Origin of the sequence: Brachybacterium sp. SGAir0954 (assembly GCF_005490785.1) — a bacterium.
GTDB lineage: Bacteria > Actinomycetota > Actinomycetes > Actinomycetales > Dermabacteraceae > Brachybacterium > Brachybacterium rhamnosum.
Window position 1 is genome coordinate 1,658,918 of record NZ_CP027295.1, and the last position, 16,962, is coordinate 1,675,879.

A 16,962-nucleotide genomic window follows, 5' to 3' on the forward strand; every position below is an offset into this window, starting at 1 on the left:
GGCGACGTCCTGGAGTTCGAGCGCCCGCGCTATGGTGGATCGCAGGAGCTCGCGACGATCATCCCCGGGGCCGGGGCCGGGGCCGCGGGCAGTGCAGCGACCTGGTCATGCCCCGCCATGAGGCGATCGGTCCGCGCGAGATCGCTCGGGTCCTGGCCCCCGGAGGTCATCTGCTCACCCAGCAGGTCGACGGCGCCGACGCCGAGGAGATCCACGAGTGGTTCGGCACCGATCCCCAGTATCCGGAGGTCTCCTCGGGGTGCATCGTGCGCGATCTCGAGGCCGAGCGCCTGCTCGCGCTCGACGCGGACCGTCCGATCCGTGTCACGCAGAGACGCTTCCGCATCCTCGCCTCCCGCGATGGGGTTCAATAGTCCGATGAGCACCCCTGACCCGGTCTCGCTTGTCGTCGTCTGCGGTCCCGCCTCCTGGAACCACCTGATCTCCCTGGACCGCCTTCCCGAACCGGTCCCGCACATGCAGTTCGCCGAGAGCGCCTGGCACACCGTCGGCGGCACGTCGGCCGGCAAGGCGGCGCATCTCGTCGCTCTCGGCGTCCCCACGGTGCTCCATGCGCCGCTCGGCACCGACGAGGACGGCGGGCGGATCGCCGCGCTGCTGACCGGTGCCGGTGTCGATCTGCGTGCGGTCGGGAGCGAGCGCACCGAGAGGCATGTGAACCTCATGGCGCGGGACGGGCGGGTCTCCCTGTACGTCGCGACCCCGTCGGCCCCGTCGGCCGATGACGTCTCCTCCGCCACCGCGTCGGCGCTCGCGGCCGACGTCGCCGTGCTGGACCTCTCGGAGCTGGGGCTCGCCGTGCTCCGGGATCTCGAGCGCTCCCCGCGCCGTCCCAGCATCTGGACCGACCTGCACGACTACGACGGCACCGCGGCATTCCATGAGCCCTTCCTAGGGGCCGCCGAGGTCGTGCTGATGAACGCCGATGCGACCGACGACGCCTGGGCGCTGCTCGCCTCCTGCGTCGCACGCGGTCCTCGACTCGCGGTCTGCACCCTCGGCGCGCAGGGCGCGATCGCCCTGGAGGCCGACGGGACGCGGCACGAGGTCGCAGCGGTGCCGGCCGAGGTCGTGGACACCAACGGCGCCGGCGATGCCTTCATGGCCGGACTGCTGGCGGCGACGCTGCGCGGACAGAGCATCCCCTCCGCGCTCTCCGCCGCGGCCGCGCAGGCGCGGGTCGCGATCGAGGGCGAGCATCTGCATCCCGCGCTCCGAGCCGAGGGCTGAGCTCTCGACCCTCAGAACGTGCTGGTCACAGACGTAGTTCGGCATATTCTGCCATTCGTGGCGTATACCTCTGGGGCTGTGGGGCGCCCTCTCCGCGCACCTCGAGTGGTCTGGGTCAAGTCCCTTTGAGTGGTGGCTTTTGGGTCAGGCGGTCATGAGGAGCCGGCTGTTGTTCTCGGGGGTTTCGGTGGTGAGCATGTCGGCGCGGCAGCGCATCGATCCTCGCCTGCGGTCTACCGCGAGGCTGAGAGGTCGGGGTCGCTGCGTACGAAGCGGCTCGCGCGATAGCCGAACAGAACCTCCGCCTCGGACACGATGTCGTCGTCGATGCGGTGAACGACAGCGAGGATGCTCGGCAGACCTGGCGGACCGCGGCGTCGCGCACGGGCGCACGGCTCGACGTCGTGCACCTCGAGCTCACGGACGAGAGAGCGGGAGCTGCGACTCCGCACCAGGGATCGGGGTGGAGCCCCGGCGTGCGGTCGGCGTCTCGCAGGAGCAGGTCGCCTCAGGCGGACGTCGCCCCAGAACGCTCGAGCAGGCCGTGCATCCGCATCCAGCTGGCGAAGGACTCGAACCAGCCGGTGCTGGTCGTCTCCTTCGGGTACATGCCGAATCCGTGCCCGCCCCGCTCATAGAAGTGGAGCTCCACGGGCCGCCCGGCGGCGCGCCAGTTTTCCACCAGGGGGAACCCGCTCGGGTCCATCAGGCCATCGTCCGCGGCGAGCGCGATGAACAGCGGCGGCGCGTCGTCGGGCACCTCGAACGCGGTGAGCGGCCCGTAGATGTCGCCGATGAAGGCCGGCTTCGCCTCCTCGCCGACAAGAGCGGTGGCGACGGTGAGCATGGCGCCGGCGGAGAAGCCGACCATGCCGACGCGCTCGGGATCGATCGACCACTCGGCCGCTCGGCTGCGCACGAGCGCGAACGCTGCGTGGGCGTCGGCGATCTGCGGGTCCAGGGCGCCGAGCGCGGTGGCGGGGTCGTGCCGGTGAGAGGGAATCGGTCCGGCCAGCATCTCCCTGATCGCTGCAGCGAAGTCGTCGAGGTGCGCCGGGGTCGGCTTGAGCCGGTACTTCAGCACGAAAGCGGCGACACCACGGGCCGCGAGCGCGCGGGCAACGTCCCACCCCTCGTTCTCCATGGACAAGGACATGAACCCTCCGCCCGGAGCCACGATCACGGCGGTGCCCGTCGCCGTGGCCGGATCCGGCAGGAACGGCGTGAGCGTGGCGATGCCGACATTGCGGGCGAACACGCTGCCGTACTCGCTGTGCCAGGACTCCAGTACCGATGCGCCCGGCAACGGCTCGGTTCCGAGCTCGATGGCGTCCGGCTGTGCGGGGACCGCGATCGGCGTCATCCCGTGCTTCTCGGGCACTGCGGGGTCACTGCTGGGGGTCGAGGCCATGGTCATGAGCTCTCCATTCGGAAGATGCGCCGGGGGAACGCGGTTTCCACGCTCGGCGCCGAGGATAACGCCGCCCGACGGATCGAGGAAGACTGGCGCGCGCCGAGGGTCGCGACACGTCGAGCGGGGGCTCGTCACAGGCTCAGCATCGCCGCCGCGACCTCGGCCGTGGCCGCGTCGGGGATCGCCCTCGACGCGTCCTCGAGCACCAGGAGGCGTGCGCCGGGGATCTCTCGCGCAAGGGCTTCACCGTTGCCGACGGGGAAGAACGGATCGCGACGGCCGTGCACCACGAGCGCAGGCAGGGCGAGGTCGGCGAGACGCTCCCGCCAGCGGGGTCGGCAGTCGAGCCTGGAGAACGTCATCCCCAGCTGATTCGCCATGTGCACAGCGGGCTGCGCGCCCGGAGTGCGGTCCCATACGCGTGCGGCGAGCGACGGGGCGGCCGCAGGGTCGTCGCCGAGGATGTCGGCGGTGCCCGCCGCGTACTCCGCCACCGCGCTGCGATCGGACCAGTCGGGCTTGCGGCGGGAGAACAGCCGAGCCATCGTCGCCTTGTCGTGGTCGGGCAGATCTGCGTCGACGGGCCCAGGGGCGAGCGGTCGTGTCCCGACGAGGGTCAGTGCCGAGAAGGCGTCCGGATGATCGAGGGCGGCAACCTGGGCGACCAGGCCTCCGACCCCGATGCCCGCCAGGTGGGCGGGCCGATCGTCGAGCGCGCGGGCGAGACCCACGGCATCTGCGGCGAGATCCCGCAGCGTGTATGCCGGATTCTGGGGGTCGATGGTGGTCGACGTGCCGGAATCTCGCAGGTCGTAGCTCACGACGTGCCGGCCGCCCCGCGCGAGGGCTGTGCAGAGCTCGTCGGGCCAGGACAGCATGGTGGTGCCTCCTGCGCACAGGAGCAGCGGTGCGGCGGGATCCCCGAAGTGCTCGACCCCGAGCCTCACGCCGTTCGTCTCGTACGTCGTCATCGCGCCCTCTCGTCGTCGACTGGGAAGTTCAGAAAAACAACTACACTTGCGATAGTGAACTTTCGATCCTAGACTGTCAATCATGAAGACCTATGGTCAGTACTGTGGCCTGGCCAGAGCCGCCGAGGTCCTCGGCGAGCGGTGGACGCTGGTGATCCTGCGCGATCTGCTCGTCGGCCCGAAACGCTTCAACGAGCTCAGGACGGGGATCCCGGGCATCCCCTCCAACATCCTGACCACGCGACTCGGCGTCCTCGAGCGGGCCGAGGTGGTCGAGCGCGCCGTCGCGGGCCGCGGCGTCGTCTATCGGCTCAGTGATTACGGGCGGGACCTCGAGCCGATCCTCCTCGCGATCGGCCGGTGGGCGGCGCGGCGGATGGATGCCCCGCGGGAGGGCGAGCGACCCACGGACAGCTCTTTGGCCGCTGCCCTGCTGGCAGCTCGCACCGACACGACGGTCGAGCCGTTCAGCGTCGAGGTGGCGGTCGGACCCGCCGTGGCGACCGCGAGAGTGGGGGAGACCGGTGTCAGCGTCGCCGAGGGGACGTCGCCCGATCCGGATCTCCGCCTCGGCGGCCCGGGGATGCGTCGCCTGCTCGCCGATGGTGACGTCGACGCGGCGCTGAGCTCCGGCGGCATCGACTGCGAGGGGCCGACGTCGTTGGTCGAGGAGTTCGTCCGCGCATTTCATGTCCCACTCGATGCGTCGGTAAGAGAATGAGGGGAGGAGCGGATCCGCGGAGGCGTTGTGGTCCTCCGCGTCCCGCGGCGCCGCAGGGGGGAGGGGCGGATCGGTGACCACCACTGACCCGATCGCACCGACCCGCTTGAGGGCGGTCCTCATCGAGGGCGTCCCGGGGGAGCGGGTCGCGACGATCACGTCACGGGCGCTCGGATGAGCGGGCGCCTGGTCGTGCTCTCCGGCCTCCCAGGGGTCGGGAAGACGAGCGTCGCCGAGATCCTCGCGGCGCGGACGGCGTCGGTCCACCTGTCCATCGACGCGGTCGAGGACGCGCTCCTCGCCTGCGGTCTGCCGCGTGGCTGGGAGGTCGGGGTCGCTGCCTACGAGGCAACGCGAGCGATGGCCGAGCTGAACCTCCGGCTCGGCCACGACGTCGTCGTCGATGCGGTGAACGACAGCGACGAGGCCCGGCAGACCTGGCGCACCGCCGCACAGCGGACAGGCGCTGACCTCCAGTTCGTGCACCTCGTGCTCGCGGAGGAGCAGGAGCATCGGCGGAGACTCCGGGGCAGAGAACGAGGCCTCGAGCATGTCGGTGAGCCGACCTGGGCGGACGTGCAGCAGCGCCGCGCGGACTATGCCGTGTGGTCCGATGCCGTGGTGGAGATCGACACGGGCGGGCGGACTGCCGATGACGTCGCGGATCTTCTCGCCACGCGGCTCGGCTCTGGATGACGTGCCGCGCCCCTACGGCGCCAGGGGGACCGGCGTCCTGTCGGCGCTGGAGGGCCGGACCCACGCGGTGGTCGTCACCTTGAGGGCGCGGCCGCCGTCGCTGATCTGCACCGACATGTATCCGTCCGCGGCGTGCATGATCGGGCCGGTCGCGCTGCGAACGAGCGGGTGGGCCACATCGCCGCACGCCACGTCCTCGGTCTCGTACGCACCGAGCGTCCATGTGCCGACGAGGCTGTCCTGGATCGAGTTCCTGGCTTGAATGAAGCAAGCCTGCGAGTGACGCCTCGTCGGCCGGTGTCGTGGGATCAGCCAATCGGGTGCGGCGCCTCGATGCCCGGCTCTTCGTCCTCGCTAGGCTGAGCCGGTGACCACTCCCTCTTTCGCGGAACAGTCAGCGTGGATGCAGTCGATGCGACCGAGGACGGCGCGCATCGAGTTCGTCTTCAACAATGGCGACGACCAGCACTCGCTGCTCGAGCTCCTGTCCCACCTTCAGTCGGTCAGGACGGTCGGTGTCGGGCCCGGTAACGGGTACTACGTGCGGTCTCGCCCTGACGTGGTGAAGCGCAGCTATGCGTATGACAGGGACATCATCCGTGCGATCGAGAGCCTCGGCTGCTTCTTCCCCGACCCGGAGAGCGGCGAGCAGTGGACGGGGCTGGGGGACGTCGACGTCATCTTCCTCGACCGGCGCGGCGCGATGCTCGGGGCGACCGTGACACACGAGGGCATGCTCCTCTCCCCGGAGGAGGAGGAAGAGAACACCCGGTACTTCCGGTCATGAGGTCCTGCGGTGCAGGGACTCGCTGGAGTTCCGGTCCTACGACTGGCCTGCTCCCGGTCGTCGCAGCCCAGGCCGTCAGAACAGCGGCCACGGCACCGCCGGCATGTCGCCGCTCGGGGCGAGGAAGTGCCCGTCGGCCCGCAGCCGTGCGCACCGCTCTGTGAGCGCCTCGAGCTCCTGTGCGCTGAGCAGCTCTCCGAGGCGCTGGCCGAGCTCACCGTCGAGCGCGTCCAGGACGCGGCCGATGCCGTCCAGTTCCTCGTCGTCCAGAGCCTCGCCGAGCCACCCCCAGAGGATCGTGCGCAGCTTGTCCTCGTGATGGAAGGTGAGCCCGTGGTCGACGCCGAAGCGGTGTCCGCCCGGCATGGCGAGGATGTGGTCGCCCTTGCGGTCGGCGTTGTTGACGATCGCGTCGAACACCGTCATGCGGCGCAGCGCGGGAGTGTCCTCGTGGACCAGGGTGATCCGCTGCTCGTCCTGGTCGAGCCCCTCGAGGACGCTCCGCCAGCCCATGGCCGGCACATGGTCCGTCGGGACCAGGTCCACGGGATGCTGGCTGCGATCCTGCTCCTGCCAGAGCTGCACCATCCCCTCGCCGAATGGGCCGTCGCGCAGCCAGGTGCGCGGCACGACGTCCCAGCCGAGCGTCTCGGAGACCAGGTAGGCGGCGACCTCCCGACGGGCCAGGGTGGCGCCCGGGAAGTCCCAGAGCGGGGCCTCGCCCGCCACCGGCTTGTAGACGACGACCGTCTCGCCGATGGCGGCGAGGAACGTCGCGTTCGACGCCGTCGTGAGGCGACCGGTGAGCACCAGCTCGTCGGTCACCAGGTCCGGCGCGGACATCAGGACTCGGGGATGATGCAGGTGTGGCCGTCGGGGTCGATGGGATGGCCGCAGAGCGTGCACAGGGGACGCCCGGCGTCCACGACCTCGCGGGTGCGCTGGGTGAATGCCCGGGCGGCGCCGACCGGGATCCGCACCCGAAGCATCTCGGACTCCGCCGTTCCGGCCTCGTCGGGCTCGACGTCGTCGGCGGGGAGCGGCTGCGCCTCGATGATCAGCTGGGCCGTGGTGGGGTCCCAGCCGATGCCGATGGTCGCGGCCCGGAACTGCTCCTGGACGGCGTCGAGCGGATCGTTGTCGACGAGCTCGACGGGCGTGCCGGTGGGCACGCTGTAGGGGTTGCCCTCGACGGCGCGGAGCTGGTCGAGGACCTCGTCGACCTTCATCGCGAGCAGTGCGGACTGCTCCTTCTCGAGGGCGATGCTCATGATCTGCGCCCCGGTGCGCACCTGGAGGTAGAACGTCCGGGCACCGGGACGCCCGAGGGTCCCGATGACGACCCGGTCCGGCCAGTCGAACGCATGGAGATGTGCGGGCACGTCGGTCATGTGAGAATCCTAGGCCCGGGGGCCATCGGCGGTGGGAGCGCCTGCACCGCCGCCCACCGGTGCATCGCCGGAGGGGACGCTCGTCGCGAGCCAGGAGAGATCCCCGGAGTCGGTGCTGGTCGCCCAGACCCTCGGCCTGCTCGTCCCGTAGGTCACGATCGACACCGAGGCGGGCCCCACTTCGAGTCGCTGGAACATGTCCAGGTGCATGCCGAGCGCATCGGCCAGGACCGACTTGATGATGTCGCCGTGGCTCACCGCCACCCACACCGCCCCCGGACCGTGCTCGGCCTGGACGGCTGCATCGTGGCGACGGATCGCGGCCACCGCCCTGCTCTGCATCCCTGCCAGGGATTCACCGCCGGGGAAGATGACGGCGGAGGGCTGCGCCTGCACGGTCTGCCACAGATCCTGCGTCGCGAGATCCGCGAGTCGGCGCCCCTGCCACCGGCCGTAGTCGCACTCCGTGAGATCGACGTCGACCGAGGTGAGCGGGGCGCCCGCCTGTCGATCCACGATGGCCCGGGCGGTCTCCGCACAGCGATCCAGGGGGCTCGACACCACCGCGGACACGGGCACGGCCGCGATCCTGTCCCCGGTCCGCACCACCTGGTCGCGTCCCAGATCGTCCAGACCGACACCGGCCATCCGACCCGCCAGCAGTCCCGTCGCATTGGCCGTGGTGCGACCGTGTCGCACGAGGAGAACCGTCGCCATGCCTCCAGCCTAGCGATGCGGTCGAGGTCCGCGTCACCGTCTGCTCGTCAGCTCGGGGAGACGGCCCCGTCCGCGTCGCCCGGCCGGGACGTTGCGTGGATCGAGCACTTCTCCCTCGACCCGGCCGGCGCCGCACGCCGCGGCATGGTCGATGACGAGAGGCCGTGCCCCCCCCCGCGCGATGGATCGGTGCGCCCCCGGCACCCCCAGGGTCATGCCGTGCGCGCCCCGGGTCGTCGCCCGCCCTGAGCCAGGCGAGGATCTCTACGGCCTCGGTGCCGGACGGGGGTCCGCTGCCGCGCACGGGGCGCCGACGGCGCGGGGTGCTCATCCGGCCCCGCGCACCATCCGCAGCTCCGTGCCCACCGGATCCTCCTTGCGGGCGCCGTCGAGGCGGAAGCCCTGCCGCTCGTAGAAGCGGATCGCCCGCGCGTTCCCCTCGAGCACCCACAGGGAGGCGGGGCCGTCGCCGATCGCGGCGCGCAGCAGCGCATGGCCCAGTCCGGTGCCGTACACCTCCGCACGCACGTAGAGCGCCATCAGCTCCCGCTCCGGGAGACCGCCGGCGGGCTCGTCCCGACCCGCGCCGGCGATGGCGAAGCCGAGCAGACGCTCGCCCGTCCCCTCCGCGACGAGCACGGTGTTGGGGGTGGTCGCGATGCTCTCGCGCCAGCGCTGTGCCCGGGCCTCCCGGTCCGCGCGCCGCGCGGCGAGCACCTCGGAAGCGATGAGCCCTGTGTACGCCTCCTCCCAGGCGTCGAGGTGGAGGGCCGTCAGGGCGGCGGCGTCCTCGGGGCGCGCGGGCCGGATCGGCGGGAGCGCCGTGGTGGCCGATGTGGTTGCGGCCGGCGCGGAACCGGCCGACGGGGAGTCGGCAGCGAGGGACTGATCGCCGACGGCGGGCGAGCGGCGCAGGCACAGCAGCCGCGGCCGCTCGTCCCATGCCGGCCCCACGGCGAAGCCGCGGGAGCGGTACAGACCGATCGCGCGCTCGCGCCAGTCCCAGACCGTGAGCGTGACGGGGAGCGGCCCGGCGGCCTCGACCGCGGCGTCGAGCAGGGCGGATCCCACGCCGCGGCCCCGCACGGCGGGGGAGGCCCACAGGCGCTTGATCTCGAGCGACCCCTCCCGCGGGGCGAGCACGGCGATCCCCGCGAGCGCCCCGGGAAGCGCCTCGCCCCCGTCGGCCGTCGTCGTCCCACCGTGATCCTCCACCGGCGCGAGCTCGGCGACGAGGATCCGGCAGCCGGCGAGCGCCCGCGCCGGGTCCTCGACCTCGGCGCGGTACCGCTCGGGCAGCGCGTCATCCGTCCCCGTCGTGGGGCTCACGCCGTGCGCGCGCTTCTCCTCCTCGGTGCCGGAGAGGTACGCCCGCAGCGCCTCCGCGATCGCGGGGAGATCGGCGGGGAGCGCCTCGCGGATCCGGGCTCGGCCGGGCAGGGTCGTCATCGCCTCATCCTCCCGCGCGAACCGGTGACCGGCGAGCAGGCGCGCTCGCCGGGTGCACCTCGCAGGGACTCCCACGGAGCAGGGCACCGCCCCTACGGTGGGTGCATGACCTCGAGGGAGACCGCCCGGGAGTTCCTGATCTCCCGCCGTGCGCAGATCACCCCGGCGCAGGCCGGGCTCCCGGACCGCGACGAGGAGCGACGCGTCCCGGGCCTGCGCCGGGAGGAGGTCGCCGAGCTGGCCGGGGTGAGCACGTGCTACTACACCCGGCTCGAGCGCGGGGAGATCGGCGGTGCCTCTCCGGGCGTGCTCGACGCGATCGCCCGTGCACTCCGACTGACGGAGGTCGAGCGGGAGCATCTCGAGGATCTCGGCCGTCGGCCGTCGGGCAGCAGCCCCCGCGCGGACGACGACGGGGCGGGGGAGGTGCCGGAGCGGCTGCGGCGACTCGTCGAGCGGATCGCCGTCCCCGCGATCGTGCAGACCCCGCGGCTCGACCTCGTCGCCGCGAACGGTCCCGCCCGCCGGCTCTTCGCGCCTGTGCTCGAGGACCACCGCGGGGCGAACTTCGCCCGCTTCAACTACCTCGATCCTCGGGCACGCGACTTGTACGCGGACTGGCCGCTCGCCCGCCGCACCGGAGCCGCGATCGTCCGCTGTGAGGCGGGCCGCGACCCGCTGGACGAGGAGTTCACGGCGCTGATCAGTGAGCTCTCGACCCGCAGCCCGCTGTTCCGCGAGGACTGGGCCCGACGGGATGTGCACGAGCACCGCACCGGCACCAAGCGCTTCGTGCACCCGCAGCTGGGCCCGCTCACCCTGGACTTCGAGGTCCTCGAGACCCCCGGCGACCCGACCCGCCGGCTCGTCACCTACAGCCCCGTCCCGGCACCGCGGACGAGCAGCGCCTCCTCGGCCCCGGCCCCTCGGGCACGGCGCCCCACCAGGCCTGACCCCATCCCGGTCCGGACGGGATCCGCGACCACCATCCTGATCGGAGAGCAGCATGAAGATCGTCGTCATCGGCGGATCCGGCCACATCGGCACCTATCTCGTCCCCCGGCTCGTGCGCGCGGGCCACGAGGTCGTCAGCATCACCCGCTCCGGCGGCACCGGGTACCGGGACTCCCCGGAGTGGGAGCAGGTGACGCACCTCGCCGCGGACCGCGAGCAGCAGGACGCCGACGGCAGCTTCGGCCGGACCGTCCTCGCGCAGGCCCCCGACGTCGTCATCGACCTGGTCTGCTTCATCCTCGACTCCGCGACCGCGCTCGTGGAGGCGCTGCGCGGGGAGGTCGCCCACCTGATCCACTGCGGCTCCATCTGGCGCCACGGGGCCAGCCGCACGCTCCCCATCACCGAGGACTCCGACGCCGCGGGCGCCCCGTTCGACGAGTACGGCCGGCAGAAAGCCGCCATCGCACGGATGCTAGAGGAGGAGACGGCCCGCGGTGGCCTCGTGACGACCTCGATCCATCCCGGGCACATCGTCGGCCCCGGCTGGCACCCCACCGGGCCGCTCGGGAACCGGGACCCGGAGTCCTGGCGGATCCTCTCGGGGGGAGGTGTGCTGCGTGTCCCGGGCAGCGGCGCGGAGACGATGCACCACGTGCACGCGGACGACGTCGCCCAGGTCTTCGAGCGCGCACTCGACCGCCGCGACGCGGCCGCGGGGGAGTCCTTCACCGCGGTCGCGCCGACCGCGCTCTCGGTGCGGGGCTACGTCGAGATCGCCTCCGGCTGGTTCGGTGCCGAGGCGAGCATCGAGCCCGTCACCTGGGAGGAGTTCCGCGCGACCACGGATGAGCACCACGCCCTCGAGAGCTGGGGCCACCTGCACCGCAGCCAGGTCTTCAGCATCGAGAAGGCGAGGACCCTGCTCGGCTACGCCCCCGCCTTCGAGCCGGACGCGGCGATCCTCGAGTCGGTGCGCCTGCTCATCGAGCGCGGGGAGCTCCTGGTCGAGGCGCCGCTCCAGGCCTGACGGGACCGGCGGCGGGCACCTCAGCCCCGCAGGTGCTCCGCCGCGATGCGGGGTGAGCTGAGCACGGGCAGGCCGAGATCGGCGAGCAGCGGCTCCGCCCCGGCCATGCTCGCCTGCGCGAGCACGAGCACGTCGGCCCCCGAGGCGAGGCCGCGCGCGGCGGTGGCGATCGCGGCGAGGTAGCTCTCCTGGTCGCCCTGCTCGAAGAGCGGCCAGGCGCCCTCGGCGAGCACCAGCTCCACCTCGACCTCCGCCCCGGAGCGGGCCGCCTCCTCGAGCAGCAGCACTCGCGTGGGCGCGAGGGTCGAGGCGAGCGCGGCGACGACGCCGATCCGTCGGCCGGCACCGACGGCGCGCGCGGCCATCGGCCGGTCCACGCGGAACACGGGCACGCCCAGGGAATCGCCGACGCTCTCGGCCACGTCGCCGATGCTCGAGCAGGTGCAGCAGATCGTCCCCGCACCCTGGTCGCGCAGCTCCGCGATCCGCGCGGCGACCCGACCCGTGACCGACTCCGCGCCGAGAGCACGGGCGTCGGCGAGCAGGCTCTCGTCGACGAGGTGGACCGCGCCCGTCGCCGGGTCGAGCTCGGCCAGGAGCGTGTCGAAGGTCGGCACGTGGACGGGGGAGGTGTGCAGGAATCCGGGGCGCGTCACCCGCGGATCATGGCACGCCCTCACCCCGGCCCACCGCGTCGTCCGCCGGCCCTCAGACGTACGGCCGGGTGACCAGCTCGAGGTAGTGGCCCGACGGGTCGAGCAGGTAGACACCCCGCCCGTCGTGCTCGTGGTTGATCTCGCCCGGCCGGGAGCGCTGCGGATCCGCCCAGCGCTCCCGGCCGTTCGCGCGCAGCGCGGCGAGCGCCCGGTCGAAGTGGGCGTCGTCGAGCAGGAGGGCGTAGTGCTGCGGCGGGAACTCGATCGGCGGGGTCGCGAACTGCAGCAGGACGCCGCCGCCGATCGTGAGGTTCCGGAACGGGCCCCAGGACGGGGCCTCCTCGGCCTCGAGCAGGTCGCGGTAGAGCCGCGAGGACCCGTCGGGGTCGGTGGACGCGATGATCGTGTGGTTGAAGTGCGCTGTCATGTCTCTCCTGGTGGTGGCTGCGGGCGGTGGGGCACACGCGGCGCAGGAGGAGCGCGGATCAGGGAGCGACCAAGTCGCCGTCCCGGGAGCAGCCGCAGGGGGTCTGGCTGGTCATCACGATCGGAGACTTCAGGCGCCGGGCGACCCGGGTGTAAGACCCGGGCCGCCCGGCACGGGATCAGCCCTCGTAGACCGTCCTCGCGAGGCGGAACGCCGCCCAGGCCTTGGGCCAACCGGCGTAGAACGCGGCGTGGGTGAGCACCTCCGCCATCTCCTCCGCGGTGACGCCGTTGGCCTTCGCCCGCTGGATGTGGTGCTCGAGGGAGCCGTCCAGCACCCCGCTCGCCATCAGCGCGGTGACGGTGACGATGCTGCGCTCGCGCAGGGGAAGCTGCTCCTCGCGTGCCCAGACCTGTCCGAACAGGACGTCGTCGTTGAGCTCCGCGAACGTGGGGGCGAACTCCCCGAGCGCGTCCCGGCCTGCGGTGACCTTCTCCGTCATGGGTCTCTCCTTCGTGTGGTGGTGGTAGTTCCGAAGCGCCGTCAGGCGGTGGGCAGGGCGCCGTAGATCTCGTCGGTGACGGGCTCGAGCCACTCGTTGCTCGCGTCCGCCCCCGGGGTGAGGAAGGCGAGGTGGCTGAACCACGAGCCGGCCTTCGCTCCGTGCCAGTGCTTCTGTCCCTCGGGGACGCGCACCACGGAGCCGGGCTCGAGGCTCACGGGCTCCTCGCCCTCGGCCTGGTACCAGCCGCTGCCCGCCGTGCAGATGAGGATCTGGTCGCCGCCGCCCCCGGTGGCGTGGTGGATGTGCCAGTTGTTGCGGCAGCCGGGCTCGAAGGTCACGTTGCTGACGGCGACGCTCCCCTCGGTGACGAGCGGGGCGAGGAAGCTCTGCCCGGTGAAGAACTCGGCGAAGGCGTCGTTCGGCGCGCCCGTCGGGAAGATCTGCTCGAAGTCCTGATCCGTCATCGAAGCCTCCTGAGGTGGGATGGTGCGGTGGTCCGGATCCGACGGTAGGCGCGGGCCCGTCCCCGTGGGAGTCCCCGACAGCACCCCCATCGCTCCAGGGCCGCGCGGTTCAGGGGGACGTCAGGCGGGCAGCAGCCGGGGGACGAGCCGCACGAGCACGATCATCGCGAGCAGCTCGACGAGGGTCTGCGTGACGACGACCAGCGGGGCGAGGTCGTAGGCCGCCGGCAGCGCGAGCACGAGCGGCAGCACCACGAGCGAGTTGCGGGTGACGCCGCTGAACACGACCGCCCGCCGCCCCGGCACGTCGAGTCCCGCCGCCCGGCCCGCGACCATCCCGATCGGCACCATCACCACGACGAACGCCACGAGCACGGGCACGGCGAGCAGCAGCGCGCCGATCCGCCCCGCGACCCCGGCGATCTGCGAGGCGACGACCACGGCGAGCGTCGCCATCATGAGCGGCACCATCGACGCGCTCACGGCCGCCTCGACCCGCGCGCCGACCCGGGTCCTCGCCGCGGCGAGCTGGGTCAGGCCCGCCGCGAGCAGCGGCGCGACGACGAGCAGGGCGAAGGCCTCGAGGAACGGCCCGGGCTCGATCGAGCGGGCGAGCTCGCCGCCCGCGAACAGCCACAGCAGCGGCGGGAGCAGGAGCATCTGCGCGACCATGAGCACCGGGGACACGGCGAGCAGCCGCTCCCGGTCCCCGCCCGCGAGGCCCGCGAAGACGATCACGTAGTCGATGCACGGGGTGAGCAGCACGAACAGCACTCCCACCAGCAGCGCGGGATCGTCCGCGACGACCCTCGAGAGCGCCCACACCACCACCGGCACGAGCAGCACGTTCACGCCGAGCGCCGCCGCGAGGAAGCGCACGTCCCGCACCGCGGCGCCGATCCGCGCGAAGGGCACGCCGAGGAAGGTCGCGTACAGCAGCAGCGCGAGCACCGGCTGGATCGCGAGCTCCGCAGGGTGCGCGAGGGCGGGGGCCAACAGTCCGACGGCGGCGCCGATCGCGAGCGCCGCGAGGTACAGCGGCACCTGCTGCCGCTCGTGCCACGGCATCGGGGTCGGCATCACCCCTCCTCGGTCCGTTCCTCGCGCACGAACGGTGGTCGTGACGTCCCTCCGACGGTAGCGGACCCCTGCGGCCCCCGCGCGCCCCGACCTGCACCCGGACGGCGCACGGGGGCGACCTCCGCCCGGTGCCGAGCCGGTCAGCTGCGGCCGGCGAGCACCCGCTCGAGCGGAATCCGGTCGTCCTGCCACGGGGTGAGCAGCCAGACCGCGAGGTAGGCGCCCGGCCCCAGCACCGGCAGGAGGAAGGACGCGAGCACCAGCAGGCGCACGAGCCACACGTCCAGCCCGGTCCTCTGCGCGATGCCCCCGGCGATGCCGCCCACGAGTCGGCGCGGACCGCGGCGGACGTCGAGACGGCGGATGGAGTCGAAGATCGTGTTCATGCGGTCGACGCTACGCGCACCGCGCGGCCCGCGCACCGGGGGCCGCCCCCGAGGTGGATGGGGGAGAACCGCAGGGCTGCGGCGGGCGGGTCAGAGGCCCTCGGGCAGCGGGTGCTCGCCCTTGATGACGAAGAAGGAGCCGCGGATCGTGCCCGCGAGCTTCGACTTCTGCCGGGCGAACCTGAAGGCGCCGAGCTCCTCGGGGACCTCCATGCCCTCGGAGAGCTTGAGGCCCACGGCGCGCTTGCCGCCCTCCTCGCGCGTCCACAGCACGTTCAGCGCGAGGCCGGACTCGTGGAAGACATGCACCCAGAGGATCCCCTCGACGTCGTTGACACTGACCTCGAGCGCGGGGGAGGCGATCACCATGTCCCGCTCGCTGCGCAGGATCTCCTGGACCCAGGCGAGGGTCTCCGGCGCCTCCGCGGCGGGCACGACGGTGAACGTGTGCTTGTACTTCGTGTGGAAGTAGCGGGCCTCGTTGGCGCGCAGGCCGGCGAGGGCCTCGGTGACGGGGGAGGACTCGAGGCCCTCGGTGGAGACATCGGTGAACGAGACGGCCTGACCAGGCATGGGGCCTCCTTGGGACGGTGGGGGAAGCGTACGCTGAGCGCCGCCCGTCCGTCTGACAGTCCCCGAGGAGCCCCGCCGCGATGACCGATCCCGTGCCGCACATCGTCCGCCGCGGGCAGGGGGCGCCGCTGCTGCTCGTGCACGGCAACGAGGTGGACCACCGCTTCCTGCTCGACCTCGAGGACCTCTTCGACGAGAGCTCCCCGTGGGAGCGGCTGCACCTCGACCTCGCGGGCTTCGGCCGGACCCCGGCGCTGCCCGCGCCCGGCGGGCTGCCGCAGCTCGCCGACTGGCTGGACCGCGTGGCCGGCGAGCTCCTCGACGGGCGACCCTTCGCGGTGATCGGCTCCTCTCTCGGCGGACTGCTCGCCCGGGACCTCGTCGCGCGCCGACCGGAGCGCTGCCTCGGCATCGCCCTGCTCGCGCCCGTGGTGGACCCGGTGCACGCCCACCGCACCCTGCCGCCGGGCGACGTGCTCGAGCCGGATGCCGGGCTGCTCGCCTCCCTCGCCCCCGAGGACGCCGCCCTCTACGCCGAGCTCGCCGTCGTGCCGTCGCAGGAGAACTGGGAGCGGTTCCGGGCCACGGCCCTGCCGGGGCTGCGCGCCGCGGATCGTGGAGCCGTCGCGTGCCTCGCCGCGGACTACACGCTCCCGCGCCTTCCCGACGCCGCGCTCGAGGAGCTCGATGCCCCGGTGCTCCTGGCCATGGGGCGCCAGGACGCCGTCGTCGGCCACGAGGACCAGCTCGCCCTCGCACGACGCCTCCCGCGCGCCACGACCGCGGTGCTCGACCGCGCCGGGCACAATCTCCACCTCGATCAGCCGGTCGCGGTGCGGGACCTGCTGCGGCACTGGCTCGCGGCCGTCGGCGAGCCGCCCCGGCCTGCGGCGACCGTCGGCACGGCGTCCGTCCGCGCGGCGACCTCGGCGCCCGCGACGCTCCGCCGCCTGCGCCGCGGCGACGCCCCGGACGTCCTCGCCGCCTTCGCCTCGCACCCCGACATGGCCCGGCAGGGCACGGTGCGCAGCCCGGAGGAGGCGGAGCGGTACGTGGCCCGGTTCCTCGACACCGGGGCCGACGGGCGCCCCTCCCCGCACGAGGCGTGGGTGATCGACGAGGAGGGGAGGGCCGTCGGCCTCGTCGGCCTCACGGTCGACGAGGCCGAGCGCAGCGGATGGTTCTGGTACTGGCTGCATGCGGAGGTCCGCGGCCGCGGGCTCATGGCACGCGCGGCAGCCACGGTCGCGCAGTGGGCGCTCACCGATCGGGGTCTCGAGCGGCTCGAGCTCGGGCATCGCGTGAACAACCCGGCCTCGGGGGCGGTGGCCCGTGCCGCGGGCTTCGTCCCGGAGGGGACCGAGCGCGGGAAGTTCATCGTCGACGGCGTGCGGGTCGACGTGCGCACCTACGGCCGTCTGCGCACCGACCCCGCCCCGGTCGTCGAGCCGCTGCCCCTGGACCCCGGGCCCGAGCGGTGACTCGTAGGA

Annotated in this window: 21 protein-coding genes and 2 pseudogenes; 9 read left to right on the forward strand and 14 right to left on the reverse strand. The window is 72.8% G+C overall.

Annotated features, from left to right (window positions below):
• The first annotated feature begins 107 nt into the window (after positions 1 to 107).
• The 3 genes and pseudogenes from C1N80_RS07475 to C1N80_RS15990 all read left to right on the forward strand — a co-directional run.
• Positions 108 to 374, forward strand: a complete 267-nt coding sequence (locus C1N80_RS07475) for a hypothetical protein (protein WP_137770194.1) — start codon at positions 108 to 110, stop codon at positions 372 to 374.
• 4 nt (positions 375 to 378) lie between these two features.
• Positions 379 to 1,251 carry a carbohydrate kinase family protein gene (locus C1N80_RS07480; RefSeq protein WP_137770195.1) on the forward strand — a complete coding sequence of 291 codons (873 nt, stop codon included), beginning with the start codon at positions 379 to 381 and terminating at the stop codon, positions 1,249 to 1,251.
• Between the two features lie 284 nt (positions 1,252 to 1,535).
• Positions 1,536 to 1,622, forward strand: a pseudogene (locus C1N80_RS15990) (ATP-binding protein); the annotation flags it as partial.
• Positions 1,623 to 1,759: 137 nt separating this feature from the next.
• Here C1N80_RS15990 and C1N80_RS07485 read toward each other — a convergent pair.
• Together C1N80_RS07485 and C1N80_RS07490 are read right to left on the reverse strand one after the other, a co-directional pair.
• Positions 1,760 to 2,668 carry an alpha/beta hydrolase gene (locus C1N80_RS07485; RefSeq protein ID WP_137770196.1) on the reverse strand — a complete coding sequence of 303 codons (909 nt, stop codon included), beginning with the start codon at positions 2,666 to 2,668 and terminating at the stop codon, positions 1,760 to 1,762.
• 128 nt (positions 2,669 to 2,796) lie between these two features.
• Positions 2,797 to 3,543: an alpha/beta fold hydrolase gene (locus tag C1N80_RS07490; RefSeq protein ID WP_240811265.1), complete on the reverse strand. Its 747-nt coding sequence runs from the start codon at positions 3,541 to 3,543 to the stop codon at positions 2,797 to 2,799.
• Positions 3,544 to 3,718: 175 nt separating this feature from the next.
• On the opposite strand from C1N80_RS07490, the gene C1N80_RS07495 reads away from it, so the two are divergent.
• The gene (locus C1N80_RS07495) at positions 3,719 to 4,357 is read left to right on the forward strand and encodes a helix-turn-helix domain-containing protein (RefSeq protein ID WP_137770197.1); all 639 of its coding nucleotides are present in this window, start codon (positions 3,719 to 3,721) and stop codon (positions 4,355 to 4,357) included.
• Positions 4,358 to 4,531: 174 nt separating this feature from the next.
• Positions 4,532 to 5,053: an AAA family ATPase gene (locus C1N80_RS07500; RefSeq protein ID WP_137770198.1), complete on the forward strand. Its 522-nt coding sequence runs from the start codon at positions 4,532 to 4,534 to the stop codon at positions 5,051 to 5,053.
• A gap of 12 nt (positions 5,054 to 5,065) precedes the next feature.
• Here the strand turns inward: C1N80_RS07500 and C1N80_RS07505 are convergent, their stop codons facing one another.
• Positions 5,066 to 5,245, reverse strand: a complete 180-nt coding sequence (locus C1N80_RS07505) for a hypothetical protein (RefSeq protein ID WP_370297266.1) — start codon at positions 5,243 to 5,245, stop codon at positions 5,066 to 5,068.
• A gap of 175 nt (positions 5,246 to 5,420) precedes the next feature.
• Between C1N80_RS07505 and C1N80_RS07510 the strand changes: the two genes are divergently transcribed.
• On the forward strand, positions 5,421 to 5,840 hold the full coding sequence (locus tag C1N80_RS07510) for a hypothetical protein (RefSeq protein ID WP_137770199.1): 420 nt from the start codon (positions 5,421 to 5,423) through the stop codon (positions 5,838 to 5,840).
• A 75-nt stretch (positions 5,841 to 5,915) separates the two neighbouring features.
• Here C1N80_RS07510 and C1N80_RS07515 read toward each other — a convergent pair whose 3' ends face one another.
• From C1N80_RS07515 to C1N80_RS07530, 4 genes are all read right to left on the reverse strand, one after another.
• Complete coding sequence (locus tag C1N80_RS07515) at positions 5,916 to 6,683, reverse strand: SCO1664 family protein (protein WP_137770200.1); 768 nt, start codon at positions 6,681 to 6,683, stop codon at positions 5,916 to 5,918.
• Complete coding sequence (locus tag C1N80_RS07520) at positions 6,683 to 7,231, reverse strand: DUF3090 domain-containing protein (RefSeq protein WP_137770201.1); 549 nt, start codon at positions 7,229 to 7,231, stop codon at positions 6,683 to 6,685. Before C1N80_RS07520 ends, C1N80_RS07515 begins: the two co-directional genes overlap by 1 nt.
• Before the next feature lie 9 nt (positions 7,232 to 7,240).
• The gene (locus C1N80_RS07525; RefSeq protein WP_205750689.1) at positions 7,241 to 7,948 is read right to left on the reverse strand and encodes an MSMEG_4193 family putative phosphomutase; all 708 of its coding nucleotides are present in this window, start codon (positions 7,946 to 7,948) and stop codon (positions 7,241 to 7,243) included.
• Positions 7,949 to 8,275: 327 nt separating this feature from the next.
• The gene (locus C1N80_RS07530; RefSeq protein WP_137770202.1) at positions 8,276 to 9,397 is read right to left on the reverse strand and encodes a GNAT family N-acetyltransferase; all 1,122 of its coding nucleotides are present in this window, start codon (positions 9,395 to 9,397) and stop codon (positions 8,276 to 8,278) included.
• A 105-nt stretch (positions 9,398 to 9,502) separates the two neighbouring features.
• Between C1N80_RS07530 and C1N80_RS07535 the strand changes: the two are divergent.
• Together C1N80_RS07535 and C1N80_RS07540 are read left to right on the forward strand one after the other, a co-directional pair.
• Positions 9,503 to 10,246: pseudogene (locus tag C1N80_RS07535) on the forward strand (helix-turn-helix transcriptional regulator); the annotation flags it as partial.
• Between the two features lie 157 nt (positions 10,247 to 10,403).
• The gene (locus C1N80_RS07540) at positions 10,404 to 11,381 is read left to right on the forward strand and encodes an NAD(P)-dependent oxidoreductase (protein ID WP_137770203.1); all 978 of its coding nucleotides are present in this window, start codon (positions 10,404 to 10,406) and stop codon (positions 11,379 to 11,381) included.
• Between the two features lie 20 nt (positions 11,382 to 11,401).
• Here C1N80_RS07540 and C1N80_RS07545 read toward each other — a convergent pair whose 3' ends face one another.
• From C1N80_RS07545 to C1N80_RS07575, 7 genes are all read right to left on the reverse strand, one after another.
• Entirely contained in the window at positions 11,402 to 12,037 is a 636-nt protein-coding gene (locus C1N80_RS07545) for an aspartate/glutamate racemase family protein (protein WP_137770204.1), read from the reverse strand.
• A 52-nt stretch (positions 12,038 to 12,089) separates the two neighbouring features.
• Positions 12,090 to 12,464 (reverse strand): VOC family protein, encoded by a 375-nt coding sequence (locus C1N80_RS07550; RefSeq protein WP_137770205.1) that lies wholly within the window; start codon positions 12,462 to 12,464, stop codon positions 12,090 to 12,092.
• Between the two features lie 178 nt (positions 12,465 to 12,642).
• Positions 12,643 to 12,966: a carboxymuconolactone decarboxylase family protein gene (locus C1N80_RS07555; RefSeq protein ID WP_137770206.1), complete on the reverse strand. Its 324-nt coding sequence runs from the start codon at positions 12,964 to 12,966 to the stop codon at positions 12,643 to 12,645.
• Positions 12,967 to 13,007: 41 nt separating this feature from the next.
• Positions 13,008 to 13,433, reverse strand: coding sequence for a cupin domain-containing protein (locus C1N80_RS07560; RefSeq protein ID WP_137770207.1), 426 nt, complete (start codon positions 13,431 to 13,433; stop codon positions 13,008 to 13,010).
• 120 nt (positions 13,434 to 13,553) lie between these two features.
• Complete coding sequence (locus C1N80_RS07565; RefSeq protein ID WP_137770208.1) at positions 13,554 to 14,513, reverse strand: arsenic resistance protein; 960 nt, start codon at positions 14,511 to 14,513, stop codon at positions 13,554 to 13,556.
• 140 nt (positions 14,514 to 14,653) lie between these two features.
• Positions 14,654 to 14,899, reverse strand: coding sequence for a PspC domain-containing protein (locus C1N80_RS07570; protein ID WP_137770209.1), 246 nt, complete (start codon positions 14,897 to 14,899; stop codon positions 14,654 to 14,656).
• A 90-nt stretch (positions 14,900 to 14,989) separates the two neighbouring features.
• The gene (locus C1N80_RS07575; protein WP_137770210.1) at positions 14,990 to 15,472 is read right to left on the reverse strand and encodes a phage tail protein; all 483 of its coding nucleotides are present in this window, start codon (positions 15,470 to 15,472) and stop codon (positions 14,990 to 14,992) included.
• An 80-nt stretch (positions 15,473 to 15,552) separates the two neighbouring features.
• Between C1N80_RS07575 and C1N80_RS07580 the strand changes: the two genes are divergently transcribed.
• Positions 15,553 to 16,953: a GNAT family N-acetyltransferase gene (locus C1N80_RS07580; RefSeq protein WP_137770211.1), complete on the forward strand. Its 1,401-nt coding sequence runs from the start codon at positions 15,553 to 15,555 to the stop codon at positions 16,951 to 16,953.
• The last annotated feature ends 9 nt before the right edge of the window (positions 16,954 to 16,962 follow it).

Excerpts from the sequence above, each read along its gene's own strand:
- C1N80_RS07570 (WP_137770209.1), bottom strand. The coding sequence starts at position 14,899 with ATGAACACGATCTTCGACTCCATCCGCCGTCTCGACGTCCGCCGCGGT.
- C1N80_RS07495 (WP_137770197.1), top strand. The coding sequence starts at position 3,719 with ATGAAGACCTATGGTCAGTACTGTGGCCTGGCCAGAGCCGCCGAGGTC.
- C1N80_RS07550 (WP_137770205.1), bottom strand. The coding sequence starts at position 12,464 with ATGACAGCGCACTTCAACCACACGATCATCGCGTCCACCGACCCCGAC.
- C1N80_RS07575 (WP_137770210.1), bottom strand. The coding sequence starts at position 15,472 with ATGCCTGGTCAGGCCGTCTCGTTCACCGATGTCTCCACCGAGGGCCTC.
- C1N80_RS07515 (WP_137770200.1), bottom strand. The coding sequence starts at position 6,683 with ATGTCCGCGCCGGACCTGGTGACCGACGAGCTGGTGCTCACCGGTCGC.
- C1N80_RS07475 (WP_137770194.1), top strand. The coding sequence starts at position 108 with ATGCCCCGCCATGAGGCGATCGGTCCGCGCGAGATCGCTCGGGTCCTG.
- C1N80_RS07530 (WP_137770202.1), bottom strand. The coding sequence starts at position 9,397 with ATGACGACCCTGCCCGGCCGAGCCCGGATCCGCGAGGCGCTCCCCGCC.
- C1N80_RS07525 (WP_205750689.1), bottom strand. The coding sequence starts at position 7,948 with ATGGCGACGGTTCTCCTCGTGCGACACGGTCGCACCACGGCCAATGCG.
- C1N80_RS07560 (WP_137770207.1), bottom strand. The coding sequence starts at position 13,433 with ATGACGGATCAGGACTTCGAGCAGATCTTCCCGACGGGCGCGCCGAAC.
- C1N80_RS07540 (WP_137770203.1), top strand. The coding sequence starts at position 10,404 with ATGAAGATCGTCGTCATCGGCGGATCCGGCCACATCGGCACCTATCTC.
- C1N80_RS07490 (WP_240811265.1), bottom strand. The coding sequence starts at position 3,543 with ATGCTGTCCTGGCCCGACGAGCTCTGCACAGCCCTCGCGCGGGGCGGC.
- C1N80_RS07480 (WP_137770195.1), top strand. The coding sequence starts at position 379 with ATGAGCACCCCTGACCCGGTCTCGCTTGTCGTCGTCTGCGGTCCCGCC.
- C1N80_RS07565 (WP_137770208.1), bottom strand. The coding sequence starts at position 14,513 with ATGCCGACCCCGATGCCGTGGCACGAGCGGCAGCAGGTGCCGCTGTAC.
- C1N80_RS07520 (WP_137770201.1), bottom strand. The coding sequence starts at position 7,231 with ATGACCGACGTGCCCGCACATCTCCATGCGTTCGACTGGCCGGACCGG.
- C1N80_RS07555 (WP_137770206.1), bottom strand. The coding sequence starts at position 12,966 with ATGACGGAGAAGGTCACCGCAGGCCGGGACGCGCTCGGGGAGTTCGCC.
- C1N80_RS07580 (WP_137770211.1), top strand. The coding sequence starts at position 15,553 with ATGACCGATCCCGTGCCGCACATCGTCCGCCGCGGGCAGGGGGCGCCG.
- C1N80_RS07485 (WP_137770196.1), bottom strand. The coding sequence starts at position 2,668 with ATGACCATGGCCTCGACCCCCAGCAGTGACCCCGCAGTGCCCGAGAAG.
- C1N80_RS07500 (WP_137770198.1), top strand. The coding sequence starts at position 4,532 with ATGAGCGGGCGCCTGGTCGTGCTCTCCGGCCTCCCAGGGGTCGGGAAG.